The organism is Pseudomonas xantholysinigenes, from assembly GCF_014268885.2.
In the GTDB taxonomy this organism is placed as follows: Bacteria; Pseudomonadota; Gammaproteobacteria; order Pseudomonadales; family Pseudomonadaceae; genus Aquipseudomonas; species Aquipseudomonas xantholysinigenes.
Genome location: NZ_CP077095.1, coordinates 2,529,538 through 2,554,195, shown reverse-complemented (window position 1 = coordinate 2,554,195; position 24,658 = coordinate 2,529,538). Strand labels below are relative to the sequence as shown.

Genomic DNA, 24,658 nt, shown 5'->3' with positions numbered 1-24,658 from the left:
TAGTTTTAATTAGTGGTGCGGCTAGGAAAACAGGCCATCTGTTCTACTTCGCCCGGGTGGTCGAAGCCGGTGGTTTCGCCGCCGCCGGGCGACTGCTGGGCATCCCCAAGTCGCGGCTGTCACGGCGCATCGCCGAGCTCGAGGAGCGCCTGGGCACCCGCCTGCTGCAACGCACGACCCGCCAGCTCAAGCTCACCGCCGTGGGCGAGCGCTACCTGAGCCACTGCCAGGCCATGCTGCTGGAGGCGGAAATGGCCGACGAAGTGGTGGCGAGCATGTCCAGCGAACCCCGTGGTCGCCTGCGGGTGTCCTGCCCGGTGGCGCTGGCCCATGCCTTCCTGCCGGATGTCATCAGCCGCTTCCTGGCGCAGTATCCCCTGGTGCAACTGGACATGGTGCTGCTTAACAGGCGCGTCGACCTGATTTCCGAGGGCATCGACGTGGCCTTGCGGGTACGTGACCTGGGCGACGAGGACCCGGCCCTGGTGACCCGTCGCCTGCGCCAGGCGCAGATGCAACTGGTGGCGGCACCGGGCTTTGCCGATCATGTCCGCGAGCCAGCGCAACTGGCGACACTGCCGGTGCTGGGGGCGACCGAGGCTGACCGCCTGGTGCATTTTCGCCTGTTCGGCCCCAATGGCCGCCAGGAAGATGTGGCGCTGGAGCCACGCCTGGCCATCGACGACTTCGTCGTGCGTAACGCCGCGGTACGCGCGGGCCTGGGTTTCACTGCCCTGCCCAGCATGTTCTGCGAAGAGGAACTGGCCCGTGGCGAACTGGTGCGGCTACTGCCAGACTGGTCGCTGCCGGGCGGCTACCTGCAGGCGGTATATCCGCATCGGCGCGGATTGCTGCCGGCGGTAAGGGTCTGGATCGACCACCTGGCGGCTTCGTTCGAGGCGTGTGGAGAGCGCTATGTCTGAGCAAAGAATGACAGCGGAACAGGTCGCGACCTTCTGCCTGGCCCTGCCCGGGGCCCAGGAGGACTACAAGTGGGGCGGCATACGGGTGTTCTCGGTGGCCGGCAACAAGATGTTCGCAATACAAGGGCTGAGCGGCGACGGGCTGGCGTTCAAGCTGGCTGATGAACTGTTCCTGGGCTATTGCGACCGCCCGGGGATACGCCCGGCCCCCTACCTGGCAAGGGCCAAGTGGGTCAGCCTGGAATATCCCTACCCCATGGGCCGGGAGGAAATCAGCGACTTGCTGCGCCGCTCGCACCAGTTGGTGGTACGGCGCTTGCCCAAGCGGCTACAGGTGGGCTTGCTGCTGGACTGATGTAATGTGCATGCAGCGCGTCGCCTGGCTCATACAGGTGACGCGCATGGTTTGAGGTCTGTGGGAGCGGGTTTACCCGCGAACACCGGCAAAGCCGGTGCCAGCCACCGCGTCGCCGGTTTCGCCAGCCAGGCTGGCTCCTACAGGTGAATGGATCAGAACAATTGGCCCAGCCAACGGCCCCCCAGCACCAGGTGATCGATCCAGAACAGTTGGTGCACGGCAACGATGGCCCAGAACACCAGCTGATAGGACAGCTTGCGGGTCTTGTGGCGGAACAGTTGCTGGGCCAGCAATGCCCCGGGCCAGCCTCCCAGCAGTTCGCTGGCATGCAGCACCTTCTCCGGCGTGCGCCAGGCTTGGCTGCGTGCCTGCTGCTTGTCCTGCCAATACAGCAGCAGGCTGATCAGGCTCACCGCCGGATACAGCGCCAACGGCAACCAGGACTGCCCACTGAGCCCCATCTGCAAGCTCCCCAACAGTGGCAACAGGCACAAACCCGCAAGCACCAGCAACTTCAGGCGCGGGTTACGCACCCCTTGGGCCTCTGCCCGGCCCACCGTCTGTTCCCGTGCCATCAGCCGTGCGCCGTCGCCCAGTCGACCCAGCCGAATTCCCAGGTAGCCAGGATCAACAGGCCGAAGGCGATGCGGTACCAAGCAAACACCGCATAGCTGTGGTTGGCGATGAACTTCAGCAGGCCACGCACGGCGATCATGGCGAAGATGAACGACACCACGAAGCCCAAGGCGAACACCGGCAGGTCGCCGGGCTGGAACAGCTCACGGTACTTGTAGCCCGAGTACACGGCGGCGCCGACCATGGTCGGCATGGCCAGGAAGAACGAGAACTCGGTCGCGGCCTTGCGCGACAGGCCGAACAGCAGCCCACCAATGATGGTCGAGCCGGAGCGCGAGGTCCCGGGGATCATCGCCAGGCACTGGATGAATCCGATCTTCAAGGCATGGGTCCAGCGCATCTCGTCGACATGGTCGACTTCCACCCGATGCTGGCGCCGCTCGGCCCACAGCATGATCACCCCGCCCACCACCAGCGCTGCGGCGACAGTAACCGGGTTGAACAGGTATTCATGAATCAGGTCGGCAAACAGCACGCCCAGCACCACCGCCGGCAAGAACGCGATCAACAGGTTGGCGGTGAAGCGCCGTGCCGGCGCCTGGGTTGGCAAGCCGACGACGATATCGAGGATCTTGCGCCGAAACTCCCACACCACCGCGAGGATGGCGCCCAGCTGGATGATGATGTTGAACGCCATGGCGCGCTCACCGCCAAAGCCGATCAGGTCGGCAACGATGATCTGGTGCCCAGTACTGGAAATCGGCAAAAACTCCGTCAGGCCCTCGACCACGCCCAAGATGATTGCCTGCAAGGCACTCCAAAAATCCATCAATCCCCCAAGTGCGACGCTGCGCGTGGCAGGCCGCTTATTTTGATTTATCTACAGGTACCGCACGCGGCGACGCTGTTTTACAGCGACAGTTGGTCCCGAAGCCAGCTGAAAAGTTCAGTGGCCTAAAGGTTTCATCTGGCGCGGCCGAAATCCTATCAGAGCAAGTGTTGCAGCTCCTGTATTACCTGCAACATGGCATGTCTGATTTTCCCCAATTAGCCGTTGGTCGTGTGGGGACCGACGGCAAAGCATGCTTGGATGCAGACGAAAAAAAGAACAAGACTGGAGTAGCGCATCATGAAGACCCTGAGGTCGATGTCGATCAGCCGCCGCCTGTGGCTGATCCTGCTGGTGGCCGTGGCTATGCTGGTAGTGTTGGGGCTGTTGCTGTTGCGCCAGTTGCATGGCGACCTGTACCAGGCCAAGGCCGAGAAGACCCGCCACGTGGTACAGACCGCCGCCGGCGTGCTGGCCTACTACCAGGGGTTGGAGGCAGCCGGCAGCCTGACCCGCGAAGCCGCGCAGCAACAGGCCCTGCAGGTAGTGCGCGGGCTGCGCTACGACCAGAACGACTACTTCTGGATCAATGACCTGCAGCCGAAAATGATCATGCACCCGGCCAACCCCAAGCTCGACGGCCAGGACCTCTCGGCGATCCGCGACCCCGACGGCTTTGCCGTGTTCAACGAAATGGTCGCCCTGGCCCGCAGCCAGGGCGCCGGCCCTGTCGACTACCGCTGGCCCAAGCCCGGCGCCAGCGAGCCGGTGGCCAAGACCTCCTACATCCAGTTGTTCAAACCCTGGGGCTGGATCATCGGTTCGGGGGTGTACGTCGACGACGTGCAGGCCGAGTTTACCCGCCAGTTGCGCGAGGCCTCGCTGGTGGGCCTGGCCATCGCCTTGGTGATGGGCCTGCTGGTGCTGTTGATCGCCCGCAGCATTGCCCGCCCACTGCAGGAGGCGGTGCAGGCCATGGGCAACATCGCCAGCGGCGAAAGCGACCTGACCCGTCGCCTGGACACCCATGGCCGCGACGAGATCACCCACCTGGGCGAGCACTTCAACCGCTTCAACGGCAAGTTGCAGGGCGTTATCGGCCAGTTGCAGGGCGCCGCCCATGCCTTGGCCGAGTCCGCCGGGCATGTCGGCGACAACGCCGGCGCAGCCCAGACCCGCAGCGCCCAGCAGTCGCTGCAGATGGACCAGGTGGCCACGGCGGTCAACGAAGTCACCTATGCCGTGCAGGACGTGGCCAAGCACGCCGAACAGGCCGCCAGCGAAATGCGCAACGCCCAGACCCAGGTCGGCCATGGCCAGCAGGCGATTCACGGCAGCCTGCAACAGATCGACCAGCTCTCGGCGACCATCGACCAGGCGGTGCAGGTGATCCGCGAACTGGCCAGCCACAGCACCAAGATTGGCGGGGTGCTCGAAGTGATCCGCTCGATCGCCGAGCAGACCAACCTGCTCGCCCTCAACGCCGCCATCGAGGCGGCCCGCGCGGGCGAACAAGGCCGAGGTTTCGCCGTGGTCGCCGACGAAGTGCGCCTGCTGGCCCAACGTACCGCCCAGTCGACCGCCGAGATCCAGACCATGATCGAGCATCTGCAAGGGCAATCGGAGGCGGCGGTGAGGGCCATCGACACCAGCAGCGAGGCCTCGCGCCAGACCGTCGCGCAGGCCCGCGAGGCCGGCAGCAGCCTGGACGCCATCAGCCAGGCCCTGGGCAACCTCGGCGCACTCAATGCCTCGATCGCCAGCGCCACCTTGCAGCAATCCCATGTGGTCGAAGAGATCAACCGCAACGTCACCGAAACCGCCGACCTGTCGCAACAAACCGCCGAAGCGGCGCGCCAGTCCAGCGATGCCGGCAGTGCCTTGGCACAGTTGAGCGAGGAGCTGGAGCAGCTGCTACGCCAGTTCAAGGTCTGAAGGCGAACCGGCCCTCGACCACCTGGCATTTCTCCCAGTAGACACCTTTGCGTGCCTGGCAGAACGTGGACCTCCCAGCCAAGACAGGAGGTCCCATGAACAAGCTGACATTGGCAATTGCGCTGCTGCTCGGGGCGCCGGCCACGCATGCCGTCACGGTAGTGGCCGTCGATACCCCGGAGAATACCGTCAAGCGCATCAACGCGAACTACAACGCCATCCGCGGCGACTGCAAGGATCCCACTGGCGCGCCACGCGGTTACTACTACTGCAGCGGGGTTACCGTGCGGATGGTCGACGACGGCCCCTTCAACCCATGGGACTACAGCCCCTATGCGCTCAAGACGGGGGCCTCTTCCTTCAGCTGGATTCGCGCGGACCTGAGCACCAACCGCCTGATCCGCCCCGCGGGCTTCATCCTGCGCACGCCTGAAGATGCCAGGCGACTCAAGGCACCGGTCATGGAAACCGGCTTCATGTGTATCTACAGCTTTGACGGTTTCACCGGGCCGGAACGCCAATGGCATGGCTGCGGGCCCTTCAATGCGGCGTTGCCGGCCAACCATCAGGCCCGCTCCGCAACAACACCTGCCAACCTCAATGCGGCGCTGGCCTGGGGGTCGTGTGACAGCCTGGAGGTGAACGACGCCGAGCAATGGCGCAGGCGCTGGTCAGGCACCCGCCCGACGCTGCTCAACCCGATGAACCGCATCCAGGTCCAGCAATGCTCATGGAACGCCGAACAACCCAGTGACTGGGACGCGATGATCAAGGTCCATCAGGCACCGGGCACGCGTTTCACCGATACCTTCGCCCGCAAAGAGCTGATCAACGAGTTTCTCCTGCGCAATGACCAGACTGGAACGCCGAAATCCGACGGCAGCGCTCGCCTGCCCTACATCGATGCTTTTGTCTGGGATCCGAACAGCACCTATGTCGCCAACACCCGCGGCGATACCAGCAAGGCCAAGGCCACCGTGGGCCTCAAACCGGCCCAGGCCTTCCAGCGCAAGCTCTACGCGCAAGGCTATGCGGTACCGGTGCTGCGCATGGACTTCACCAGGCCGCCCAGCGAGCGCTTCAGCTATGTGGCCGACGATCAGGTAGTACCACTGGGCGGTCGACCTCAAGCGGGCAACGACGGCCAGGAAAACCGCGACTATATCGACTCCGCCACGTGGATACGGCGACACGATCCAGGTATGGGCCGCGAGGAGTGGACTCTCAATGTCGTGCTCAAGCCGGGCGTCAAGATTGATGCGAGCAATGTCCAGGCGGCGTATGAAGCCCTGGAGAGTCGCTATGGAGACGGCCAGCACTGGCGCGAAAACGAGATCTACCCAGGCAGCATGCGCGCTCAGGTCGAATGCCTGGTCAGCAACTATCCGGGCAAGAGCGAGTGGAACCTCGAGCCCTTCCGTCCGACCGTCAACCCAGACGAAATGAAGAGGAGCGGCTGCAACCCGGTGCGCAAGCTGATCGAGGCGGCGCTCTGGTCCGAACAGACCGATAGCAAAAGCGGGACGACATTCTTCGGGCTGCAAGTAGTGCCGACCCAGATTGGCCGGCAGGCTTCGAGCGATGACCTGTATGCCGAACTGTTCCGCCAACGCGGACGCGACGAGCAGTGGCAGGAAGGCGTCGCCGGCAGCGTGAAATTGCAGTTGGCCTGCCTGCGGAAAAACTACAGCCAGAAAAAGGACTGGAACCTCGAGCCCTTCCGCAAGGCCACTTCGCCGGCTCAGACAGAAGCAGCCCTGTGCAATCCCTGACCAACGCCCATAACCCAACAGCAACGAAACTGGCCCGCCGATATCCGCGGGCCGGTTTCATGGCGCAACTTACACCGTTACATGCCCCTCAATAGGGATTGCACTGCATCTTCAAGGCCGTTTCATGATCGACATAAGGACGGGCAGGCTCCAAATTCCAGACAGGTTTATCGCGTACCTGCCGGCCATCGTCCACCAAGGTCAGGTGACAGACCATTTGCCGGCGCATCGAGCCGCCATTTTTGCTGTATTCGCGCCACTGCGCATCATCCTTGTGTTTGTTGTACAGCTCGGCCCACATCCGAGCAGTCTGCTCTTTCGAGATCTTTCGGCCACAGTCGGTTGGCACTACTTGCAGCGACCAGGTGTTGGGGCCCAATTCAGGATCGTCACGCTGGATCCACTCGCTGGAGGCAATGTATTTTTTACAGTATTGACTTTCGGGAGGTGTCGGATCCGGGCTCAGGCATGAAAACCTAGCTTTGCCATTTGGGGTCTTGGGGAAGTCGATCTTGACGATATTGCGGTCCTTGCCGGTCTTGGCCTTGTAGTCCGCGGCGTTTTTCTTTGCATCCCCCAGGCCACGTGGGTCGCTGTAGAAGAAGGCCAATATCGGTAATTCATCGGTTTTCGGGTTACCCAGGCGCAGCTCGGTCTGGGTCTGGAACTCACGGGTATTGATGGCCTGCCGCGCCTTGATGAACTGCTGGAACGCCAGCGTACGTGCTTGATTCGCCGCCTCGCCATTCCCTCGCATGTTGAAGCCGCACTGATACTGGTCCTGCATTTTGTCTCGCTGGTACTTGATGAACAGTGCCAACCACCCCGCGGCGTCATTGATGGGTGGTTTCATTGACTGGCAGACCGGCTCCTGGGTAGATGGGGTGTTCTTATTATCCCCACAACCGTTGTCATCACGAAAATCGGTCCAGGCATCATTGGGAAATGCACAATACACATGGACGGGCGTCTCAGGTTTCTCGACCTTGTCGAACGGCATGATCAGATAACCATTATTGGTTTTCAGCCCAGGATCCTCGTAGCTGATCCCATCGGCGCGCATCCAAGAGGCTGCGAAGGTGCCTAACTCCTGGGCCTTCGGACTGGGATTCCAGACGTCGTACTTGCCATCTGGCGAACGGTGCGTTCCCCTGATCAGCAACCCCGAACAGTTCGACGCAGGTCCCGAACGGCACTTGTCTACCGTGTTGTTATACAGCGACTCGATTGTTTTCAAGGTTTCAGCGCACGATTCGGCACTGGCGGCCACCGGCTGCAGCAACACTGGTAATACCAGGCACGGCAGCAATTTTGTGAGTGTTGTTTTCATCACCCCTCCAACGAATCCATTATTGATCGTGCGGCACGAGTGCACCGCGGTGCGGCTTTTCCGCACCTGCAGGGTTAACCTGCCAACCCCCACCGGTAGGCGAAACTGATAAGAATGACAGGTCGTTGCTCGGCACAAGGTGAGTGGCACGCCACGCGCCAAACGGTACAATCCCCCACCGTCCCTCCAACCCGTCAAGGATCGCCGATGTCCGGCCTCGAACTCTTCGCCGCCGCGCTCGGCGTCATCGCCGTCTGGCTCACCGTCAAGCAGAACCCCTGGTGCTGGCCGATCGGCCTGGTGATGGTGGTGCTCTACAGCTGGATCTTCTACGAGGTGAAGCTGTACTCGGACATGCTCCTGCAACTGGTGTACGCCGTGTTGCAGCTGTACGGCTGGTGGCAATGGACCCGCCCGGACCGGGTCGAGGATGCCCGCCTGGTGTCGCGCCTGGCCCCTGCCCCGCTGCTCAAGGGCCTGGCCTGTGGCTTGCTGGCCAGCCTGCTGCTGGGCGCTGGCATGGCCCATTGGACCGACGCGGCCCAGCCGTGGCTGGACGCCGCGCTCACCGGTTTCAGCCTGGTCGCGCAATTGTGGATGGCGCAAAAGCGCCTGCAATGCTGGGCATTGTGGGTGGTGGTCGATGTGATCTTCGTCGGTTTGTTCCTGTACAAGGGCCTGTACCTGACCGCCGCGCTGTATGCCTTGTTCACCCTGATCGCCGTGCGCGGCTGGCTGGAGTGGCGCCGCGACCCGGCGCTGGCCGGCGTATGAAGGTCCTGGTGCTGTGCGGCCCGGAGTCCAGCGGCAAGAGCTGGTTGGCCGGCGAGATCCAGGCGCATTTCGGTGGTGTGCTGGTGGGTGAGTACGTGCGCCACTTCATGGAGCGCGAACAGCGCGACACCTGCTATGCCGACATCCCCGCCATCGCCCGCGGCCAACTGGCCTGGGAAGACCAGGCACGGGCCCAGACACCGGGCCTGGTGATCCTCGACACCCATTTGTTGAGCAACATCCTCTGGAGCCGCGCGCTGTTCGACGACTGCCCCGCCTGGCTCGAGCAGACCCTCAAAACCCGTCACTACGACCTGCACCTGCTGCTGCGCCCCGAAGGCGTCGAGTGGGTCGGCGACGGCTTGCGCTGCCAGCCGCGCCTGGAAGAACGCCAACAATTCTTCGACGACACCCTCCAGTGGCTGCAACGCCAGCACCAACCGTACCAGGTGCTCGACGGCGATTGGGCGCAGCGCGGCGCCGCCGCCCTGGCCGCCGTCGCCCGCCTGCTGGATGGCCAGGCGCCCGCCTGTGCCACCGAGTGTTAACCCACCGATACACCCCGTGCTGCCACAGCCCCCGCAACTGGGGCACTAGCCGCAGGATCGGGTGATGTGTCTCGCCCTTGATACAGTCACAGGCAAATCCGCTACAGGCCCCGCAATATGGGGCCTGGACGATTGCGCACAGACGTTTTGTCTCACCGTTGATACAGATTCGCCCGCCCGCCGCCCATCAGTAGCCGTAACCTGCTGAATCAACTGTTTTTTTCAAAAGCGGCACAGCTTCTGCTCTTTCTCCCCGCAACGCCCCAGGGCCAGCGCACAGAACGGGAGCACCGTCGTGGCGAATCACAACAAGACACTGCCTGCACTGCTTGTCCTCGGTTGCCTCGCCGTCGCCAGCCTGCCCCTTCCGGCACTGGCCGGCGGCAACAACGGCGTGGTGGTCCTCACCCGCGACGTGCAACCACGCCAGGGCGATCGCCCTACCCGCATCCCCGACCCCAACCCGACCACGGTCAATACCAATGAGTCCGCGCGCATCAAGGCCCAGACCAATGAGCTGACCGATGGCGATTTCGCCAGCGTCGCCAGTGGCTCGGTGGTCAACCGCATGTTCCAGCCAGACGGTAGCGGCACCCTGCGCGGCATGGACACGGTGCAGACCCGCCTGCCCGGTATGGTCGGTGGCTCGGGCAGCGGTGCCGGCGGTGGCAATGGCATCTCCAACAGCGTCAACCAGAGCGTCCAGCGCGGCCTGGCCCCGCTGCAAATCCTGACCCGGGGGCAATGACATGCGCACCCTGCACCCTTCCCTGCTGTGCCTGGCCTTGCTCGCCAACACTGCCCTGGCCGGCTCCCCGGTGGTCGACAACGCCAACCTGGACGCCAGTGGCCGTGGCTACCAAGGCAACCTGAACATCAACCAGGCGGCTGGCGACGCCCTGCAGCAGGCCAACGTCAAGGCCATAGCCATTGGCACCGATGCCCACGCCAGCACGCAGATCCGCCAGAACAACGACTTTCGCCCAAACACGGCGCTGGACGCCAAGGCCGGCATCAGCGGCAACGCCTTCAGCCAGGGCAACGGCATGCTCGGCATCAATCAGTCCGCGGGCGCGGCCACGCAACAGGCAAACGCAGTGCGCATCAGCATCAGCGCAGTCCCGCAAAGCATCGACGACAGCATTCTCGGCCAGCAGAACGTCGCGCTGGCCAATGGCTCCGAAGCAGCGGATCACACACCCGGCAGTCGCCAGGTCACTACCAGTGACCAGGCCTTCACCGGCAGCCGTGGGGTGATCCAGCTGAATCAGAGCGCCGGGGTAGGCAATCGAATGGCCAACACCCTGAGCGTACGGGTTGCGGATTGACCCGAAGCAGCAACACACAACACTTAACAACGAAAAAAAAGCGGAGAAACACCATGAAACCGAAAATGGCACTCAAGCCTCTGGTATTCGCCCTCGCTGCGGTCATGGCAGTTGCTGCACAGGCCGGCGGGCGTAACGAGCACGGCGGCCACAATGGCGGACACAACGGCAACAACAACGACAGCCTGCTGCTGTCGCTGCTGGTCAACGCCGGCTCCGCCGCCACCGTTCTGGACACCCAGAGCAATGGCAACAACCGCGTGTTGAACGAAGGCACCCGCAACGACGCACGGATGGACAACTCGGCCAACGGCTCCAACGGCAACCTCGGCGCCAACGTCGCCGCCGGCGACGGCAACCAGCAGGACAACGTCGCCGCCATCGCCACCGCCGATGAGAACTTCATCTTCGGCAGCGCCGTGGCCATGGCCCAGGCCAACCAGAGCAACTTCAGCAACGGGGTGAAAAACTATTCCACCTCCAACAACGCCACCCTCACCGGCTCGGCCAACGGCAGCTCCGGCAACATCGGCATCAACGTGACCGCCGGCGACTTCAACCAACAGAAAAACAACCTGGCCATCGCCGTGTCCGGCGGTCGTGTCGCCGCCGCCACCGGTGCCGCCAACCAGAGCGTCGGCAACCTGAATGTCGACAACAAGGCCGACCGCACCTACAGCAAGGACACCCTCTACTCCACCTTCGCCGCCCATGGCACCTACCAGGGCAACGGCTGGGGCTACGTCGAGGACGAAAGCAGCGGCCATGGCAATGGCCACGACCGTGGCGGACGGACCGACAAGGATCCGTTGAAGTTCCACGAGGAAGGCACCTTCGGCCTGGCCGGCGTCGCCTCCTATCAGGTCCTGACCCCCACCGGCTGGAAAAACCCTGTGACCAACAACGCCACCATGGTCAACTCGCTCAACGGCGTGTCGGGCAATGTCGGCGCCAACGTCTCGGCCGGTAACGGCAACCAGCAGACCAACTCGCTGTCCATCGCCGCAGGTTGCAAAGCCTGCATGTAACAGCAGCCGATCGGGGCCCCTCGGGGCCCCTTTCCCTGTACGTAACCAGGTGGAGAAGGTCATGCGCATTGTCCTGCTTGCCGTGCTGATGTGCCTTGCCGGCGTGATCGAAGCCGCGCAGATGCCGATTGCCGCCATGCCTGGCGGCAGCCTCGTCTACAAACCGGTACAGAGCGTGCGCGAACGGCGTTTCGCCGACCTGGTGCAACAAAAGACCGACTTCAGCTGCGGCGCCGCCGCCCTGGCGACCATCCTCAAGCAGGCCTACTGGCTGGATGTGGATGAGCACCAGATCATCGAAGGCATGCTCGCCCATTCCGACCAGGACACCGTCAAGGTCCAGGGCTTCTCCATGCTCGACATGAAACGCTACGTGGAAAGCATCGGCATGCGCGCCCGGGGCTATCGGGTCGAACCCGACACCCTGGAGAAAGTCAGCATTCCGGTGGTGGTCCTGATGGACATCCGTGGTTACAAGCACTTCGTCGTGCTGCAACGGGTCCACCGGGGCTATGTCTACATCGGCGACCCGGTGCTGGGCCACAAACGCTACACGTTCGACGATTTCGTCAAAGGCTGGAACGGCATCATCTTCGCCGTCATTGGCCCCGGCTACGACAAGGCCAACGCCCTGCTCGACCCACCGGCGCCAATCACCGCGAAGAACCGCGTCAATGGCTTCTATCCGGTCGAGGACGCGCAATTGATGGAGTTCGGGTTCATCCAGAGCGACTTCTTCTGACGATTACAAGGGCCACGAGGCCCCGGGGAGCAGTGATGAAGACTACCATCTGGCTGGTCGCCGCCTGCCTGGCCACCAGCCTCCCGGCCTACGCGCAGGTATTCAAGCCGATCGAGGTCAAGGACCAGGAACTGGCCCAACTGCGCGGCAAATACGTGATGCCGGGGCGAATCATCAGCTTCGGCGTAGTCATGAGCAGCACCTGGCAGAATGCCGCCGGCGACCGAATCGGCGCCACGGCCAACCTGCAGGTCCAGCAGAACATCTACAAGCCGCAGTTCTATGTGTCGTTCAACGGCGGCAACAGCGGCAACGCCGCGCCCAACACGGGTACCGGCGTGGTCAGCGGCGGCGCGGGCCTGGCCAACAACACCCAGGGCGTCACCCAGTCGGTACGCTCGGCGGGCGACTACAATAGCGCCTATAACAATGTGCAGCTCAATGTCAGTGAAAGCGGCGTGGCCCCGGCCAATGCCGCCGCCGTGGGCCAGGCCCTGGCCACCGGCGCCACCCTGAGCAGCAGCAGCAACGCTGGCACCGTCAGCGTGTCCAACAGTGGCAATGGCCTGCAGATGGCGATCAACGCCAACCAGAACCAGGGCCAGGCCCTGCAACGTCTGGCCGATGGCGGGTTGCTGCAGTCCACCACCCTGCTCGGCGGCAGCAACGCGGTGAACAACCTGACCCAGCTGAACGTGGTACTGCGCGACAACCTGCCTTCGGCCGGCGCGCTGAACTGCAACCTCGACCAGCTCAAGGGCCTACGCCTCACAGGATATTGATCTACGCTTCGTCTCACTTATCGCAGTTGGAAGGGACGGCTAACTATGCATCGATTGTCGTGGGGGGCAGTGGTCTGCCTGGGGAGCCTGATGCCATCGTCGCTGCTCTACGCAGCCGCCGATCCTCAGGTGGAGCTACTGAAAGCGGAGCTAGCGGCGCTCAAGCAGCGCTACGAGGCACAACAACAGGCGCTGATGGTCCTCGAACAGCGGGTCCGCCAGGTCGAGGAACAACCGGCGGCACCACCGCCCAAGCGCCTGACCCGCTCGCCGGCCTCGCAGCCGCGCAACAACCAGGCGGTGGCCGCTGCCGGCGCCGGGGGCGCGGCGGCAGGTGGTGCCTCCTATGGCGAGTCGCTGCGTGACGACTCGGAACCGGCGCAGAGCGTGTCCAACCTGTACGACGAGGCCAGCGGTTTCTTCGGCGGCGGCAAGTTCAGCTTCGAGACCGGCATCACCTACGCCCGCTACGACACCCGCCAGTTGATCCTCAACGGCTTCCTGGCCCTGGACTCGATTTTCCTCGGCAACATCAACATCGACCGGATCAAGGCCGACACCTGGACGCTGGACCTGACCGGTCGCTACAACCTCGACCAGCGCTGGCAGTTCGACATCAACGTCCCGGTGGTCTACCGCGAAAGCACCTACCAGTCCGGCGGGGTCGGCAACAGCACCGATGGGGTATCCGAACGCACCGTCACCCGCGACCCGACCATCGGCGACGTCAACTTCGGCGTGGCCTACAAGTTCCTCGACGAGTCGGAGAACAGCCCCGACGCGGTGGTCAGCCTGCGGGTCAAGGCCCCGACCGGCAAGGACCCGTTCGGCATCAAACTGCGTCGCGACCCGAGCAACGACAACCTCAACTACCCCGAGGACCTGCCCACCGGCAACGGCGTCTGGTCGATCACCCCGGGTATCTCGCTGGTCAAGACCTACGACCCGGCCGTGCTGTTCGGCAGCCTGTCCTATACCCATACCTTCGAGGAGTCGTTCAGCGACATCAGCTCCACCCAGGGCGTGAAGGAGCCAGGCAAGGTCAAGATCGGCGACAGCTTCCAAGTGGGCGCGGGGGTGGCGTTCGCCCTGAACGAGAAGATGTCCATGTCGTTCTCGGTGTCCGACCTGATCGCCCGGCGTTCGCGGATCAAGTCCGACGGCGGCGACTGGACCGACGTCAAGTCCAGCGACGCCAATGCCGCCTATTTCAACGTCGGCATGACCCTGGCGGCCAGCGAGAACCTGACCATCGTGCCCAACTTGTCGATCGGCCTGACCGACGACGCCCCGGACTTCACCTTCAGCCTGAAATTCCCCTACTACTTCTGAGCCTGCCAGCCGCGCCGGCCCCGTGTTGCGGGGCCGGCGTTTCGTAACCAGCCTTGTCCTACAGCACCTTCGTACGCCCAGCCTGATATCATCCGGCAGATTTGTGTGACGGTTTGATGGCAAGAAGGAATGCTGCAGTGAGAAATTTGCTTGACCACCCCCGGGCCCGGCTGATCACCCTGGCCAGCCTGGTGCTGGTCATCCCCCTGTGCGCGCGGGCCCTGCTGGGCTGGGCGGATCCCCTCGGTTTCATCTCCGACCTGGCCGTCGGCAGCCTGCTGCTGCTCCTGTTGCAGCGTTGCCCGCTATGGCTGGCGCTGCCCGTGCTGCTGGCCTGGGGCGGGTTGATGGTGGCCTCGGCCGAGTTGGTCAGCGCCGTGGGCCGTCTGCCCAACCAGGCCGATCTCAGCTACCTGTTCGACCCTCAGTTCATGGAAAACTCCACCGGCGGCAGCCTGGCGCAACCCTGGCTGCCGTGGCTGCTGGGTGGCGCCCTGGTCACCTGGCTGGCTAGCCACTGGTTGGGCCGCAATCAGCGTCCCGCCTCCTTGCCACGCAAGGCCTGGGCGGTACCGGCCGTGTTGCTGGCCGCGCACTGGGGCAGCCAGCAACTGGCACCGTCGGATGCCGACCAGTGGCGCCAGTACAACCTGCCGCATCAGCTGCTGTCAGCCGCCACTGGTACGCTGCAACACCGGGTCAAGGTGCTGGTGACGGGTGAACCCCCGGTAACGCCCCTGCCCACTACCGGCCTGACCCAGGCCGACCTCGATGGCCGCCGCCTGCTCGACGGCCCCGGCGCGGCGCGCAACCTGCTGGTGATCACCGTCGAGGGCATCCCCGGGGCCTATATTCGCAGCAACCGCGAGGCCATCGGCAGCCACTTCGGCGATGAGCTCATGCCCAATCTCAGCCGCTGGGCCGAGCGGGGCATGAACACCCCCGACTACGTGCTGCACACCCACCAGACCATCCGCGGCCTGTACGCAATGCTCTGCGGCGACTACGACAAACTGGCCAACGGCACGCCCAAGGGCGTCGAACTGCTGACCCAGGACCTGCGCAACCAGTCCTGCCTGCCGGCCCAACTGCGCCAGGCCGGGTTCACCACCCACTACCTGCAAGGCGCCGGCCTGCGTTTCATGGCCAAGGACCGGATCATGCCGCATATCGGCTTCGAGTCGGTGCATGGCCTGGAGTGGTTCGGCAATGCCAACTACCTGGAGTTCCCCTGGGGCAAGGACGACCGGGCCTTCTTCGAAGGCGCGCTGGACTATGTCGGCCAGCTGCGCAAGCAGCCGCAACCCTGGATGCTGACCCTGCTCACGGTCGGCACCCACCAGCCCTATTCCGCGCCCGAGGCCTACCTGCAACGTTACCCCACCGCCAAGCAGGCCGCGGTGGCCTACCTGGACGACGCCCTGGGCAGTTTCCTCGACAACCTCGAGCGCCAGGGCGTGCTGCGGGACACCCTGGTGGTGGTTACCTCGGACGAATCCCACGGCATCGATGGGGTGCGCCTGGCCTCGGCCTGGGGCTTCAACCTGACCCTGGCGCCAGAGCAGGCGCAGTTGCCGCGGCTCAAGCGCGGCACCTACGGTCATGTCGACCTGAGCACTTCATTGCTTGATTACTTCGCCCTGCCGATCCCGGCGGCGCTGGCTGGCCGCTCGCTGTACCGCGACTACGACAGTGGCCGCGAGATGATTTCCTACACCAACGGCGTGCTGCGCTATCACGACGGCCACGGCACCTTCAGCGAGTGCGACTTCCAGCAACGCTGCCGGCGCTACGCCAGCGAGGGCTTCATCGCCGAACAGGCCAGGTTCCTCGGACGTGCCGAGGACGGTGCCGGCCCGCAGATCAGCCTGCTGGCCGCGACCCTGGACCAGTCATTGCTGCAAACACCGCTCAACCTGCGCTACCAGTTCGGTGGCCCGTCGCCTATTGCCCTGCAAGCTCGCATCCGCGATGACTGGGCCGACAACCTGATCGGCGCGCAGTACCTGGAGATGCCGGAAGGCACCCGCACCCGGGTGCGCTTGAAAGTCCGCGCCCTCGACCCACGGCACGACGCCTATATCCAGCTCAAGGCCAAGGAGCTGGAGCAGGATGTCCAGTTGGGTCTGCCCGAGGAGATGCGGGTCAGCGCCGACCAGCCGCTGGAAATGGAGTTCGACTTCGACAACCCGACCGTGCGCAAGGCGTTCTCCTTCCACCTGCTCGGTTATGGCGGTGGCGAGGTCGAGGTCAGTGATTTCAGCGTGATCACGGCCGTGCCGGGGGAAGAAGAGACACCCGAGGAGCTGGTGGACGCCCCTATTGCCCATTCGAGCTGAACGGACGTCATCCGCCAAGCTGACCGCATAGGAGCCAGCCTTGCTGGCACCGGCAACGCCGGCTCCTACAGTGTCACCCAGCCCGCCGCCAACCGCCCCTCAGCAGCCCTTGACCGCTTCCTGTGCCGATACCGGCACATCGAAGACCTTGTCGAAGCCCCACTGGAACACAAAGGCATAGACAAAGAAGAACACGAACAGCGCCAGGTTGGTCACCAGCGCTGCCCACAAGCTGATCTGCAACCAGTACGCCACCAGCGGCAGCAGGATCAGCACCAGCCCCCCCTCGAAGCCCAGCGCGTGCAGCAACCGCCGCATGAAGGTGCGGCTGCGCTTTTGCTGGCGCGCTTCCCAGCGCTCGAACGCCCAGTTGTAGGCCATGTTCCAGCTCATGGCGATGCCCGACATCAGTATCGACAGCACCGTCGACTGCGCCATGCCCGCGCCGAACGCCAGTTCCAGCGCCGGGGCCACGCAGGCCACGGCAATGGCCTCGTAGAGAATGGCCTGAACGATCTTGCGCGCCTTGCCTTGCATGTGCAGCTCCCAGGGAAAAGACCTACCAAACTACTAAAACTGTCCTACAAGTAAAAGTCAGAAATACTTTATTGACTGACCGTTCAATCAAGAAAACTTAGCATAAACGTTTCCGCAAGCTGCACCTCCCTGGTGTCCGGCCCCTCCCAGCGCCGACACGACCCCGCTTGCATGACGCCTCGCCAGGGCTTGCCCTGCCGCTTCGAGGGTCATCGGGCACATTGGACAACCCCGCATTCCGCTGCTTGTATCTATCACGTGCAAACGGCGACAAGTCGTACAACTTCGTCCAGGGAATCGAACGAGGAACTCCACGATGGCCTACACCGTGATGATGGTATTCGGTACCCGCCCGGAAGCGATCAAGATGGCCCCGCTGGCCCGGGTACTGCGCCACTGGCCCGAGGTCGACCTGCGTATCTGCTCCACCGGCCAGCACCGCGAAATGCTCGAGCAGGTGCTCACCGCCTTCGGCCTGAAAGTCGACCAGGACCTGCAGGTGATGACCCAGAACCAGACCCTCAACGGCCTGTCCCGCGACCTGCTGGACAAGCTCGACCGGGCCTACGAACAGGTCAAGCCCGACATCGTCCTGGTACACGGCGACACCACCACCAGTTTCATCGCCAGCCTGGCGGCGTTCCACCGGCATATCCCCATTGGCCATGTCGAAGCCGGCCTGCGCACCGGCAACCTGCAGCAACCCTGGCCGGAAGAAGCCAACCGGCGTTTGACCGGGGTGCTTGCCGACCTGCACTTCACCCCAACCCGCGACTCGGATGCCAACCTGATTCGCGAAGGCGTACCCCCGGAGCACGTCGAGGTTACCGGCAACACGGTGATCGATGCCTTGCTGTGGATGCGCGACAAACTTCAGCGGGATAACTGGCGCCCCGCGCCCGAATCCCCGCTCAAGGTGCTGCGCGACGACCAGCGCATGGTGCTGATCACCGGCCACCGCCGCGAGAACTTCGGCAGCGGCTTCGAACGCATCTGCCTGGCCCTGGCCGAACTGGCCCTGCGCTACCCGGATGTGCAGTTCGTCTACCCCGTGCACCTCAACCCGCAGGTACAGCACGCGGTGTACAGCGTGCTGTCCGGCCGGGACAACATCCACCTGGTCGCGCCCCAGGACTACCCGCACTTCGTCTGGCTGATGAACCGCGCCCACATCATCCTCACCGACTCCGGCGGCGTGCAGGAAGAAGCCCCCGCGCTGGGCAAGCCCGTGCTGGTGCTGCGCAAGGTCACCGAGCGCCCGGCCGTGCTCAAGGGCGGCACGGTCAAGCTGGTCGGCACCCTGACCGAACGCATCGTCCATGAAACCAGCCAGTTGCTCGACGACCCCGCCGCCTACGCGCGCATGGCGCGGGTGTTCACCCCGTTCGGCGACGGCCACGCCAGCGAGCGCATCGCCGAACGCCTGACTCGCTGGTTCGCCGACCAATCCGCCGCACGGGACAACGCATGAGCCTGGCTTTCATCGACTTCCTCACCTATGTCCTGTTCGGCCTGAAGATCCTCGCCATCGTCCTGGCCACACTGATGTTCGTGCTCGGCCTCGACGACCTGTTCATCGACCTGTGCTACTGGGGCCGCAAGCTGATCCGGCGCTTCCGGATCTACGACAAGCACGAGAAGGCCGACGAGAAACGCCTGTTCGAAGTGCCGGAAAAACCGCTGGCGATCATGGTCCCGGCCTGGAACGAAGTCGGCGTGGTCGGCGAGATGGCGCGCCTGGCGGCGTCGACCATCGACTACGAGAACTACCAGATCTTCGTCGGCACCTACCCCAACGACCCGCAGACCCAGGCCGACGTCGACGCCGTGTGCCTGCACTACCCCAACGTGCACAAAGTGGTCTGCGCCCGCCCCGGTCCGACCAGCAAGGCCGACTGCCTGAACAACATCATCGACGCCATCCTGCGCTTCCAGCAGGACGCGCGCATCGAGTTCGCCGGGTTCATCCTGCATGACGCCGAAGACGTCATCTCGCCCATGGAGTTGCGGCTGTACAACTACCTACTGCCGAACAAGGACATGATCCAGATCCCGGTGTACCCCTACGCCCCGGAATGGAAAGGCTTCACCGCCGGCCACTACGTCGATGAGTTCGCCGAGAACCACGGCAAGGACGTTATCGTGCGCGAAGCGCTCACCGGCCAGGTGCCCAGCGCCGGGGTCGGCACCTGCTTCAGTCGCCGGGCGATCAGCGCCCTGCTCGAGGACGGCGACGGCATCGCCTTCGACGTGCAATCGCTGACCGAAGACTACGACATCGGTTTTCGTCTCAAGCAAAAAGGCATGAAGTGCATCTTCGCCCGCTACTCGATCACCGACCCCAGCCTGGCCCTGAAACAGGAATGGCGCCTGGGCATGAGCCGCGAATTCGCCCAAGTGATCTGCGTGCGCGAGCACTTCCCCCGCGACTGGCAGCACGCCATTCGGCAGAAGTCGCGATGGATCGTCGGCATCGTGTTCCAAGGCACCAGCAACCTGGGCTGGAGCCGCAAAGGCGCGCTCAACTACTTCCTCTGGCGTGACCGCCGGGGGCTGTTCGCCTACCTGCTGAGCTTCCTGGTCAACCTGTTGCTGCTGGTGCTGCTGGCGATGTGGCTGGTGACCGCCATTGCGCCGGAGTCGTGGCGCTTCATGTCGATTCTCAGCGACAGCCATCTACTCACGGTGCTGCTGTGGCTCAACGGCCTGCTGCTGTTCAACCGCCTGTTCCAGCGGTTCTGGTTCGTCACCCGCTACTACGGCATCTTCGAGGGGCTGCTGTCGGCGCCACGGATGATGTGGAGCAACTTCGTCAACTTCTTCGCCAACCTGCGCGCCCTGCGCCAGGTGATGGAGATGGGCGACTCGCGGCGCGTGGCCTGGGACAAGACCACCCATGAATTCCCCGCCCTCGCCTCGCCGGCACGCACACCGCTGGGCCAGCGCCTGGTGGACAAAGGCCTGATCAGCGAAACGCAACTGGAGCAGGCGATCACCAGCCCGGTACGCCGACGCCTGGGCCGCGAGCTGCTGTTGCGCGGCTGGCTGAACAGCGAGCAACTGGCTGAAGCCCTGGCCGAACAGCTGGACCTGCCCTGGGCGCCGCTCAACCCGTTCAAGCTCGCGCCCGCGCTGATCGCCAAGCTGCCGCGCAAGCTCGCTACCCACTATGGCGTGCTGCCGGTGGACGAGGATGGCGACACCCTGGTCCTGGCCAGCGAGAGCCCGGTCAGCCAGGTTTCCCTGGGCGTCATCAGCCGTCAGCTCAAACGCCCGGTGCGCGCCCGCCTGGCGCCCCAGGGCCGGGTTACCCTGGGCTTGCGCTACCACTACCCCAGCCCCTGGCAAAAGCCCGAGACCCGCGAAATGCTCGCCGTGCTGGAGCGCCACCAGGACGACGCCGAGCTGCTGGAAAGGGTCGCCACCCACCAGGTGATGCTCGGTGCCCTGCTGCAGGTGCGCGGCATGGTCCCGGTCACCCTGTTCAACCAGGCGTTGATCGACTTCGACCCCGAGCACCAGAGCCTCGGCGAACACCTGATCGCCCGCGGCATCATCACCGAGGAGATCCTCCAGCAAGCCCTCGCCGAACAGGCCAGCGAACAGCAGGCCGCCTATGACCTGACCCGGGAGGTGGCATGAAGCCGCGTATTTCCCTGACCCTCGCCAGCCTGTTGCTGTGTTCCTCCACCCTGGCCGCGCCCACCGCGCCGATGACCGACTTCCAGCGTTTCACCAGCTATCCGTTCATGGAGCGCGGCTATCGTGAGGCGCAGAAGGACAACTGGGCGGAGGTCGAGCGCCTGACCCGCCATGTGCTCAAGCGCGTGCCGAACAACAACGAGGCACGCGCCCTGCTGGCCCAGGCCCTGGCTCATCAGCGCCGCTACCAGGAGGCCCAGGCGATTGCCGAGGAGCTCGACGACAACCCCGAGCACGCCGATGCCCTGCTGGAGCTGCGCCTGACCTGGATCGAGCAGGACCCACCGCCCGCCAGCCAGGTAGAGGCCTGGCTCGCCAACAGCCAGGGCCAGCAGCGCGTGCGCCTGTGGCAAGCCTATAGCGTCAGCCTGGCCAAGTTCGGCGGCGCGGCCAAGGCACTGGAATGGCTCAACCAGCTGCCGGTGCGCGATGACGGCCTGGTGCTGCGCACCACCCGGGCCAACTTCGCCGAGCAGTTGCGCAATTGGGGCGAAACCATCGACCAGTTGCAACCACTGGCCGACAAGGGCGAGCTGCCCGCCGAAGACTGGCAACGCCTGGCCAACGCCTATGTGCAGCAGGTCGACGAAAAAGGCCTGAACAAGCTGCTGGCCAGCGCGCCGTCGCAGGAGGCTGCGACCCGCACCCGCCTGGCCATGGCCAACCGCGCCATCGCCATGGGCCACAACCAGCAGGCCGAACGCTGGTTGCAAAGCCTGCCCGAAGAGCAACTGCAACACCCCGAACAACGCCAGCAACTGTGGGAACTGGCACGCGAAGGCGATGACGCGCCGCTGGTGCGGCGCCTGAGCAATGAATTGCAGCGCCCGTGCCTGGAGACCGTCGACTGGCTGTCGCACAAGGACCTGGCCCTGGCCCGCGAGCAACTGGGCCAATGTCAGGCCAGCGACAACCAACGGAGCTACGCGGTCCTCAAGCAGCGCCTCTACGGTGATCCGCCCCAGCCCCCACAGCCACGTACCGTGGCGCAATGGGAGCAGCGCTACCGCCAGAGCGGCGACCTCGCCGCGTTGGAGCAAGCTACCTTCATGCTGCTCGAGCAAGGCCAGGCCGACCGTGCCCGGCAGTTGCTCGAACGCGCCTACGACCAGCGCCAGGGGCGGCTGACGCCCTCGCTGTTGCAACGTCTGGGCAACCTCTATGCGCGCAACGATGGCCCGCTGAACCGCCAGCGCATGCTGCCCCTGATCCCGAGAGTCGATGCCGCCACCCGTGCCCAGTTGCTGGGCCGCCTGGCCGAGGCCGGGCAGTGCGACGCGGTACGCCAGGCGGTACCGGCCACGCCCACCGAGCCCGGCCAGTACCGCGCGCTTGGCCGCTGCGCCATGCCCGCCCAGCCCGGCGAGGCGGTGGTCTACTACCAGGCCGCCGAGCGCCTCGGCGACCACGCCAGCCGCCTGCCCCTGGCCTATGCGCTGGAGGCTTCGGGTGACTCTGTCGCGGCCCTGCCGATCTGGAACAGCCTGCCGGCCAGCGCCTGGAACGACAACGCTCGACTGACCGCCGCCCGTGGCGCGTTGAGTGCCGGCGACGCCAATGCCGCCCGCCGTCACTGGGACGCGGCGGCGCACCGCAGTGCCGATGACTGGGCGCTGGGCGCCGCCATTGCCCAGCACCAGGGCGACGCTCAGCAGGCCCTGGCCTTCCAGCGTGAAGCGCTGCGCCACGGGCCACGCGCCGATCACTACTATGCCGCCGCCGGCACCGCCCAACAGGCTGGCGACACGGCCCAGAGCACCGCCTGGCTGGCCGAGGCCGTGCGCCTGGCACCGGAACAGCCGCGCTATCGCGCCGACTACGGCATGCGCCTGGCCGGCGCCGAGGACAAGGCCCTGCGCCGCCAGTCGATTCCCTACCTGCAACGCGCCACCCGCGACTTCCCCGAGGACTATCGCCTCGGCGAAACCCTGGCCCTGCGCTACGACGAAGCCGAGGACAGCGCTGCCGCCCGCGCCGAACTGCGCCGGGTGCTGGACGTCGAGCAGAACCTGGTCGACGGCGACGACGAGTACGGCAGCCTGGAGGCCCGCAAATACCGGCAACGACGCGCCCATGAAACCCTGTCGCGGCGCGACACCATCACCCTGGCCAGCACCTGGTCGCCGGCCGGCACCTCGACCAACGACAAGTTCCTCGACACCGGTGAGCGCAGCGGCACTTCGCGCAAGGCGCGCTCGCAGAATGTCCAGCTGGCCATGTGGGACCATGCCCTGGGCGAAGAGCCCAGCCGCAATGGCAGCACCTTGTCGGTGTATGGGCGGGTACTGTTCGGCGGCCAGAGCCGCACCGACTACGCCCAGAGCATGGGCACCGGCGTGGGCCTGCGCTACAAGCCGCTGGGCCAGGCCAACCTCAACCTGTACGCCGAGCTGTACCACCAGCGCCAGATCGACAGCGAGCACTACAACGGCCTGAGCCTGGGCGAGCTGCTCAGCCCGGCCAAGGTCGGCGGCAACTGGGGCGACCTGCGCCACCACGCCGAGTCGAGCAACGACCTGCTGCTGCGTGCCACCGCGTCATTCCTCGACCAGGGCCGCTACCGCAACGACTGGCGGGTCGACGAAGACGACTGGGACGAGCGCTTCCTTTACCTGGACGCCGCCTGGTGGACCCGCGCCGGCGACCACGCCTGGTTGTCGCGCTTCCAGCAAGGCCATGCCTGGAAGCTGCCCGGCAACTCGCCGCAGAGCATCATGCCCTACGGCTTCCTCGAGTTCGCCAGCCAGGACCCGAGCAACGACTGGCGCCAGGACGCCCGCGCCGGGGTCGGTGTGCGCTGGCAGTGGTGGTTCGACGACGACCGCTACAACGCCTACCGTGGCTCGCTCAAGGTGCGCGCCGAGTACCAGCAGTCGCTCGGCGGCAACCTCTACGTGCGCGCCAATGGCGTGCTGGTGGGTGTGGAGATGAATTTCTGATGCGTACGACCTTCCTGGCTGTCTGCCTGCTTGCCCTGTGCCTGCCCGCCCAGGCCGACCAACGCCTGTTCTACCAACCCCTCAACCGTGACGCCAGTGTCACGCCGGCGCAGTGGCAACAGGTGTGGCGCGCCACCGTGGCCCAGGGCGGCAAGACCCTGATCGTGCAATGGAGCGCCTACGGCGACAGCGACTTCGGCGGCGCCCAGGGCTGGCTCGCCAACAGCCTGCGCGAAGCCCGGGCCCAGGGCCTGGAGCTGGTGCTGGGCCTGTACATGGACCCAGCCTATTACCAACGCCTGGAACAACTCGACGGCGAGGGCCTGAACAGCTACTTCAAGGCGCAACTGGGCCGCTCCCTGAGCCAATACCAGCAGCTCAAGGCCAGCTGGGCGCTGCCGGTCTCGGGCTGGTACCTGCCCCTGGAACTGGACGACCTGCACTTTCGCGAGCAGGCAAGGCGCGATGCGTTGTACACGCAATTGCAGGCGTTCAACCGGCAACTGGACAAGCCCCTGCACATCAGCGCTTTCAGTGCCGGCCAGCTGTCACCGCGAGTCAACGGCGCGTGGCTGGACCAATTGGCCGATCTTGGCCTGAGTGTGTGGTGGCAGGACGGTGCCGGCACCGGCCGCCTGGCACCACTGGTGCGCCAGGGCTATGAACAGGCCTTGCCGTGCCGGGTGGGGATCGTGCGCGAGGCGTTTCGCCAGGTCAGCCAGCCTGGCCAGCCGTTCCGCGCCGAGCCGGCCAAGCCGGCGCTGAGCGGCGGCTGTCATGCCGAGGCAGTGTTCGCCTTGCGCTACCGGCCCTGGGCCAAGGATGTGCTGAAACCAGGTTCGTTGTAGGAGCGGCCTTGTGTCGCGAAAGGACCGCGCAGCGGC

The 24,658-nt window shown here is 64.8% G+C and carries 21 protein-coding genes and 1 pseudogene; 18 read left to right on the top strand and 4 right to left on the bottom strand.

Features of this window, described 5'->3' with window-relative positions; all coding sequences use genetic code 11:
- Positions 1 to 38 precede the first annotated feature (38 nt).
- Positions 39 to 923, top strand: a complete 885-nt coding sequence (locus HU772_RS11500; protein WP_186657999.1) for a LysR substrate-binding domain-containing protein — start codon at positions 39 to 41, stop codon at positions 921 to 923.
- Complete coding sequence (locus HU772_RS11495) at positions 916 to 1,278, top strand: MmcQ/YjbR family DNA-binding protein (protein WP_186657779.1); 363 nt, start codon at positions 916 to 918, stop codon at positions 1,276 to 1,278. Before HU772_RS11500 ends, HU772_RS11495 begins: the two co-directional genes overlap by 8 nt.
- A 155-nt stretch (positions 1,279 to 1,433) precedes the next feature.
- Here the strand turns inward: HU772_RS11495 and HU772_RS11490 are convergent, their stop codons facing one another.
- Together HU772_RS11490 and HU772_RS11485 are read right to left on the bottom strand one after the other, a co-directional pair.
- Positions 1,434 to 1,856, bottom strand: a complete 423-nt coding sequence (locus tag HU772_RS11490) for a DUF1294 domain-containing protein (protein WP_186657777.1) — start codon at positions 1,854 to 1,856, stop codon at positions 1,434 to 1,436.
- A complete protein-coding gene (locus HU772_RS11485; RefSeq protein ID WP_186657775.1) occupies positions 1,856 to 2,686 on the bottom strand; it encodes an undecaprenyl-diphosphate phosphatase in 831 nt (276 codons plus the stop codon). Before HU772_RS11485 ends, HU772_RS11490 begins: the two co-directional genes overlap by 1 nt.
- Positions 2,687 to 2,986: 300 nt before the next feature.
- Between HU772_RS11485 and HU772_RS25260 the strand changes: the two are divergent.
- The 3 genes and pseudogenes from HU772_RS25260 to HU772_RS11475 form a co-directional block, all read left to right on the top strand.
- Positions 2,987 to 3,700 (top strand): annotated as a pseudogene (locus HU772_RS25260) (cache domain-containing protein); the annotation flags it as partial.
- 186 nt (positions 3,701 to 3,886) lie between these two features.
- Positions 3,887 to 4,621, top strand: a complete 735-nt coding sequence (locus tag HU772_RS25255) for a methyl-accepting chemotaxis protein (RefSeq protein ID WP_437182435.1) — start codon at positions 3,887 to 3,889, stop codon at positions 4,619 to 4,621.
- Between the two features lie 95 nt (positions 4,622 to 4,716).
- On the top strand, positions 4,717 to 6,393 hold the full coding sequence (locus HU772_RS11475; protein ID WP_186657771.1) for a DUF2599 domain-containing protein: 1,677 nt from the start codon (positions 4,717 to 4,719) through the stop codon (positions 6,391 to 6,393).
- Between the two features lie 88 nt (positions 6,394 to 6,481).
- On the opposite strand, the gene HU772_RS11470 is transcribed toward HU772_RS11475, so the two are convergent.
- Positions 6,482 to 7,723, bottom strand: coding sequence for a DUF2599 domain-containing protein (locus HU772_RS11470; protein ID WP_186657767.1), 1,242 nt, complete (start codon positions 7,721 to 7,723; stop codon positions 6,482 to 6,484).
- Between the two features lie 207 nt (positions 7,724 to 7,930).
- On the opposite strand from HU772_RS11470, the gene pnuC reads away from it, so the two are divergent.
- From pnuC to HU772_RS11425, 9 genes are all read left to right on the top strand, one after another.
- Positions 7,931 to 8,497 carry a nicotinamide riboside transporter PnuC gene (gene pnuC / locus HU772_RS11465; protein ID WP_186657753.1) on the top strand — a complete coding sequence of 189 codons (567 nt, stop codon included), beginning with the start codon at positions 7,931 to 7,933 and terminating at the stop codon, positions 8,495 to 8,497.
- Positions 8,494 to 9,045: an AAA family ATPase gene (locus tag HU772_RS11460; RefSeq protein ID WP_186657750.1), complete on the top strand. Its 552-nt coding sequence runs from the start codon at positions 8,494 to 8,496 to the stop codon at positions 9,043 to 9,045. Before pnuC ends, HU772_RS11460 begins: the two co-directional genes overlap by 4 nt.
- 295 nt (positions 9,046 to 9,340) lie before the next feature.
- The gene (gene fapA / locus HU772_RS11455; RefSeq protein ID WP_186657747.1) at positions 9,341 to 9,793 is read left to right on the top strand and encodes a functional amyloid chaperone FapA; all 453 of its coding nucleotides are present in this window, start codon (positions 9,341 to 9,343) and stop codon (positions 9,791 to 9,793) included.
- A gap of 10 nt (positions 9,794 to 9,803) precedes the next feature.
- Positions 9,804 to 10,373, top strand: coding sequence for a fibril amyloid subunit FapB (gene fapB / locus HU772_RS11450; protein WP_186657988.1), 570 nt, complete (start codon positions 9,804 to 9,806; stop codon positions 10,371 to 10,373).
- A 53-nt stretch (positions 10,374 to 10,426) separates the two neighbouring features.
- Positions 10,427 to 11,401: an amyloid-like fimbrin subunit FapC gene (gene fapC / locus HU772_RS11445; protein ID WP_186657745.1), complete on the top strand. Its 975-nt coding sequence runs from the start codon at positions 10,427 to 10,429 to the stop codon at positions 11,399 to 11,401.
- Between the two features lie 61 nt (positions 11,402 to 11,462).
- Positions 11,463 to 12,143, top strand: coding sequence for a fibril amyloid maturation endopeptidase FapD (fapD, locus tag HU772_RS11440; protein ID WP_186657731.1), 681 nt, complete (start codon positions 11,463 to 11,465; stop codon positions 12,141 to 12,143).
- Between the two features lie 35 nt (positions 12,144 to 12,178).
- Positions 12,179 to 12,925, top strand: a complete 747-nt coding sequence (fapE, locus tag HU772_RS11435; RefSeq protein WP_186657729.1) for a fibril amyloid subunit FapE — start codon at positions 12,179 to 12,181, stop codon at positions 12,923 to 12,925.
- A gap of 45 nt (positions 12,926 to 12,970) precedes the next feature.
- On the top strand, positions 12,971 to 14,257 hold the full coding sequence (gene fapF, locus HU772_RS11430; protein WP_186657727.1) for a fibril amyloid transporter FapF: 1,287 nt from the start codon (positions 12,971 to 12,973) through the stop codon (positions 14,255 to 14,257).
- 137 nt (positions 14,258 to 14,394) lie between these two features.
- Positions 14,395 to 16,596, top strand: a complete 2,202-nt coding sequence (locus tag HU772_RS11425; RefSeq protein WP_186657725.1) for an LTA synthase family protein — start codon at positions 14,395 to 14,397, stop codon at positions 16,594 to 16,596.
- 99 nt (positions 16,597 to 16,695) lie between these two features.
- On the opposite strand, the gene HU772_RS11420 is transcribed toward HU772_RS11425, so the two are convergent.
- Positions 16,696 to 17,133, bottom strand: coding sequence for a PACE efflux transporter (locus HU772_RS11420; RefSeq protein ID WP_186657723.1), 438 nt, complete (start codon positions 17,131 to 17,133; stop codon positions 16,696 to 16,698).
- 316 nt (positions 17,134 to 17,449) lie between these two features.
- Here HU772_RS11420 and wecB point away from each other — a divergent pair, with 316 nt between their 5' ends.
- Genes wecB through HU772_RS11400 form a run of 4 tightly spaced genes read left to right on the top strand, consistent with a single transcriptional unit; the run spans position 17,450 to position 24,622 of the window.
- Positions 17,450 to 18,604 carry a non-hydrolyzing UDP-N-acetylglucosamine 2-epimerase gene (gene wecB / locus HU772_RS11415; RefSeq protein WP_186657714.1) on the top strand — a complete coding sequence of 385 codons (1,155 nt, stop codon included), beginning with the start codon at positions 17,450 to 17,452 and terminating at the stop codon, positions 18,602 to 18,604.
- Complete coding sequence (gene nfrB, locus HU772_RS11410) at positions 18,601 to 20,775, top strand: cyclic di-3',5'-guanylate-activated glycosyltransferase NfrB (protein ID WP_186657712.1); 2,175 nt, start codon at positions 18,601 to 18,603, stop codon at positions 20,773 to 20,775. Before wecB ends, nfrB begins: the two co-directional genes overlap by 4 nt.
- The gene (locus HU772_RS11405) at positions 20,772 to 23,774 is read left to right on the top strand and encodes a phage receptor (protein ID WP_186657710.1); all 3,003 of its coding nucleotides are present in this window, start codon (positions 20,772 to 20,774) and stop codon (positions 23,772 to 23,774) included. The genes nfrB and HU772_RS11405 overlap by 4 nt, the downstream gene beginning before the upstream one ends.
- Entirely contained in the window at positions 23,774 to 24,622 is an 849-nt protein-coding gene (locus HU772_RS11400) for a DUF4434 family protein (RefSeq protein ID WP_186657708.1), read from the top strand. The genes HU772_RS11405 and HU772_RS11400 overlap by 1 nt, the downstream gene beginning before the upstream one ends.
- Positions 24,623 to 24,658: the final 36 nt, after the last annotated feature.

Bases quoted from the DNA above. Each gene is read 5' to 3' on its own strand.
- HU772_RS11495 (WP_186657779.1), top strand. From the start codon at position 916: ATGTCTGAGCAAAGAATGACAGCGGAACAGGTCGCGACCTTCTGCCTG.
- HU772_RS11490 (WP_186657777.1), bottom strand. From the start codon at position 1,856: ATGGCACGGGAACAGACGGTGGGCCGGGCAGAGGCCCAAGGGGTGCGT.
- HU772_RS11485 (WP_186657775.1), bottom strand. From the start codon at position 2,686: ATGGATTTTTGGAGTGCCTTGCAGGCAATCATCTTGGGCGTGGTCGAG.
- HU772_RS25255 (WP_437182435.1), top strand. From the start codon at position 3,887: ATGGACCAGGTGGCCACGGCGGTCAACGAAGTCACCTATGCCGTGCAG.
- HU772_RS11475 (WP_186657771.1), top strand. From the start codon at position 4,717: ATGAACAAGCTGACATTGGCAATTGCGCTGCTGCTCGGGGCGCCGGCC.
- HU772_RS11470 (WP_186657767.1), bottom strand. From the start codon at position 7,723: ATGAAAACAACACTCACAAAATTGCTGCCGTGCCTGGTATTACCAGTG.
- pnuC (WP_186657753.1), top strand. From the start codon at position 7,931: ATGTCCGGCCTCGAACTCTTCGCCGCCGCGCTCGGCGTCATCGCCGTC.
- HU772_RS11460 (WP_186657750.1), top strand. From the start codon at position 8,494: ATGAAGGTCCTGGTGCTGTGCGGCCCGGAGTCCAGCGGCAAGAGCTGG.
- fapC (WP_186657745.1), top strand. From the start codon at position 10,427: ATGAAACCGAAAATGGCACTCAAGCCTCTGGTATTCGCCCTCGCTGCG.
- fapD (WP_186657731.1), top strand. From the start codon at position 11,463: ATGCGCATTGTCCTGCTTGCCGTGCTGATGTGCCTTGCCGGCGTGATC.
- fapE (WP_186657729.1), top strand. From the start codon at position 12,179: ATGAAGACTACCATCTGGCTGGTCGCCGCCTGCCTGGCCACCAGCCTC.
- fapF (WP_186657727.1), top strand. From the start codon at position 12,971: ATGCATCGATTGTCGTGGGGGGCAGTGGTCTGCCTGGGGAGCCTGATG.
- HU772_RS11420 (WP_186657723.1), bottom strand. From the start codon at position 17,133: ATGCAAGGCAAGGCGCGCAAGATCGTTCAGGCCATTCTCTACGAGGCC.
- wecB (WP_186657714.1), top strand. From the start codon at position 17,450: ATGGCCTACACCGTGATGATGGTATTCGGTACCCGCCCGGAAGCGATC.
- nfrB (WP_186657712.1), top strand. From the start codon at position 18,601: ATGAGCCTGGCTTTCATCGACTTCCTCACCTATGTCCTGTTCGGCCTG.
- HU772_RS11405 (WP_186657710.1), top strand. From the start codon at position 20,772: ATGAAGCCGCGTATTTCCCTGACCCTCGCCAGCCTGTTGCTGTGTTCC.
- HU772_RS11400 (WP_186657708.1), top strand. From the start codon at position 23,774: ATGCGTACGACCTTCCTGGCTGTCTGCCTGCTTGCCCTGTGCCTGCCC.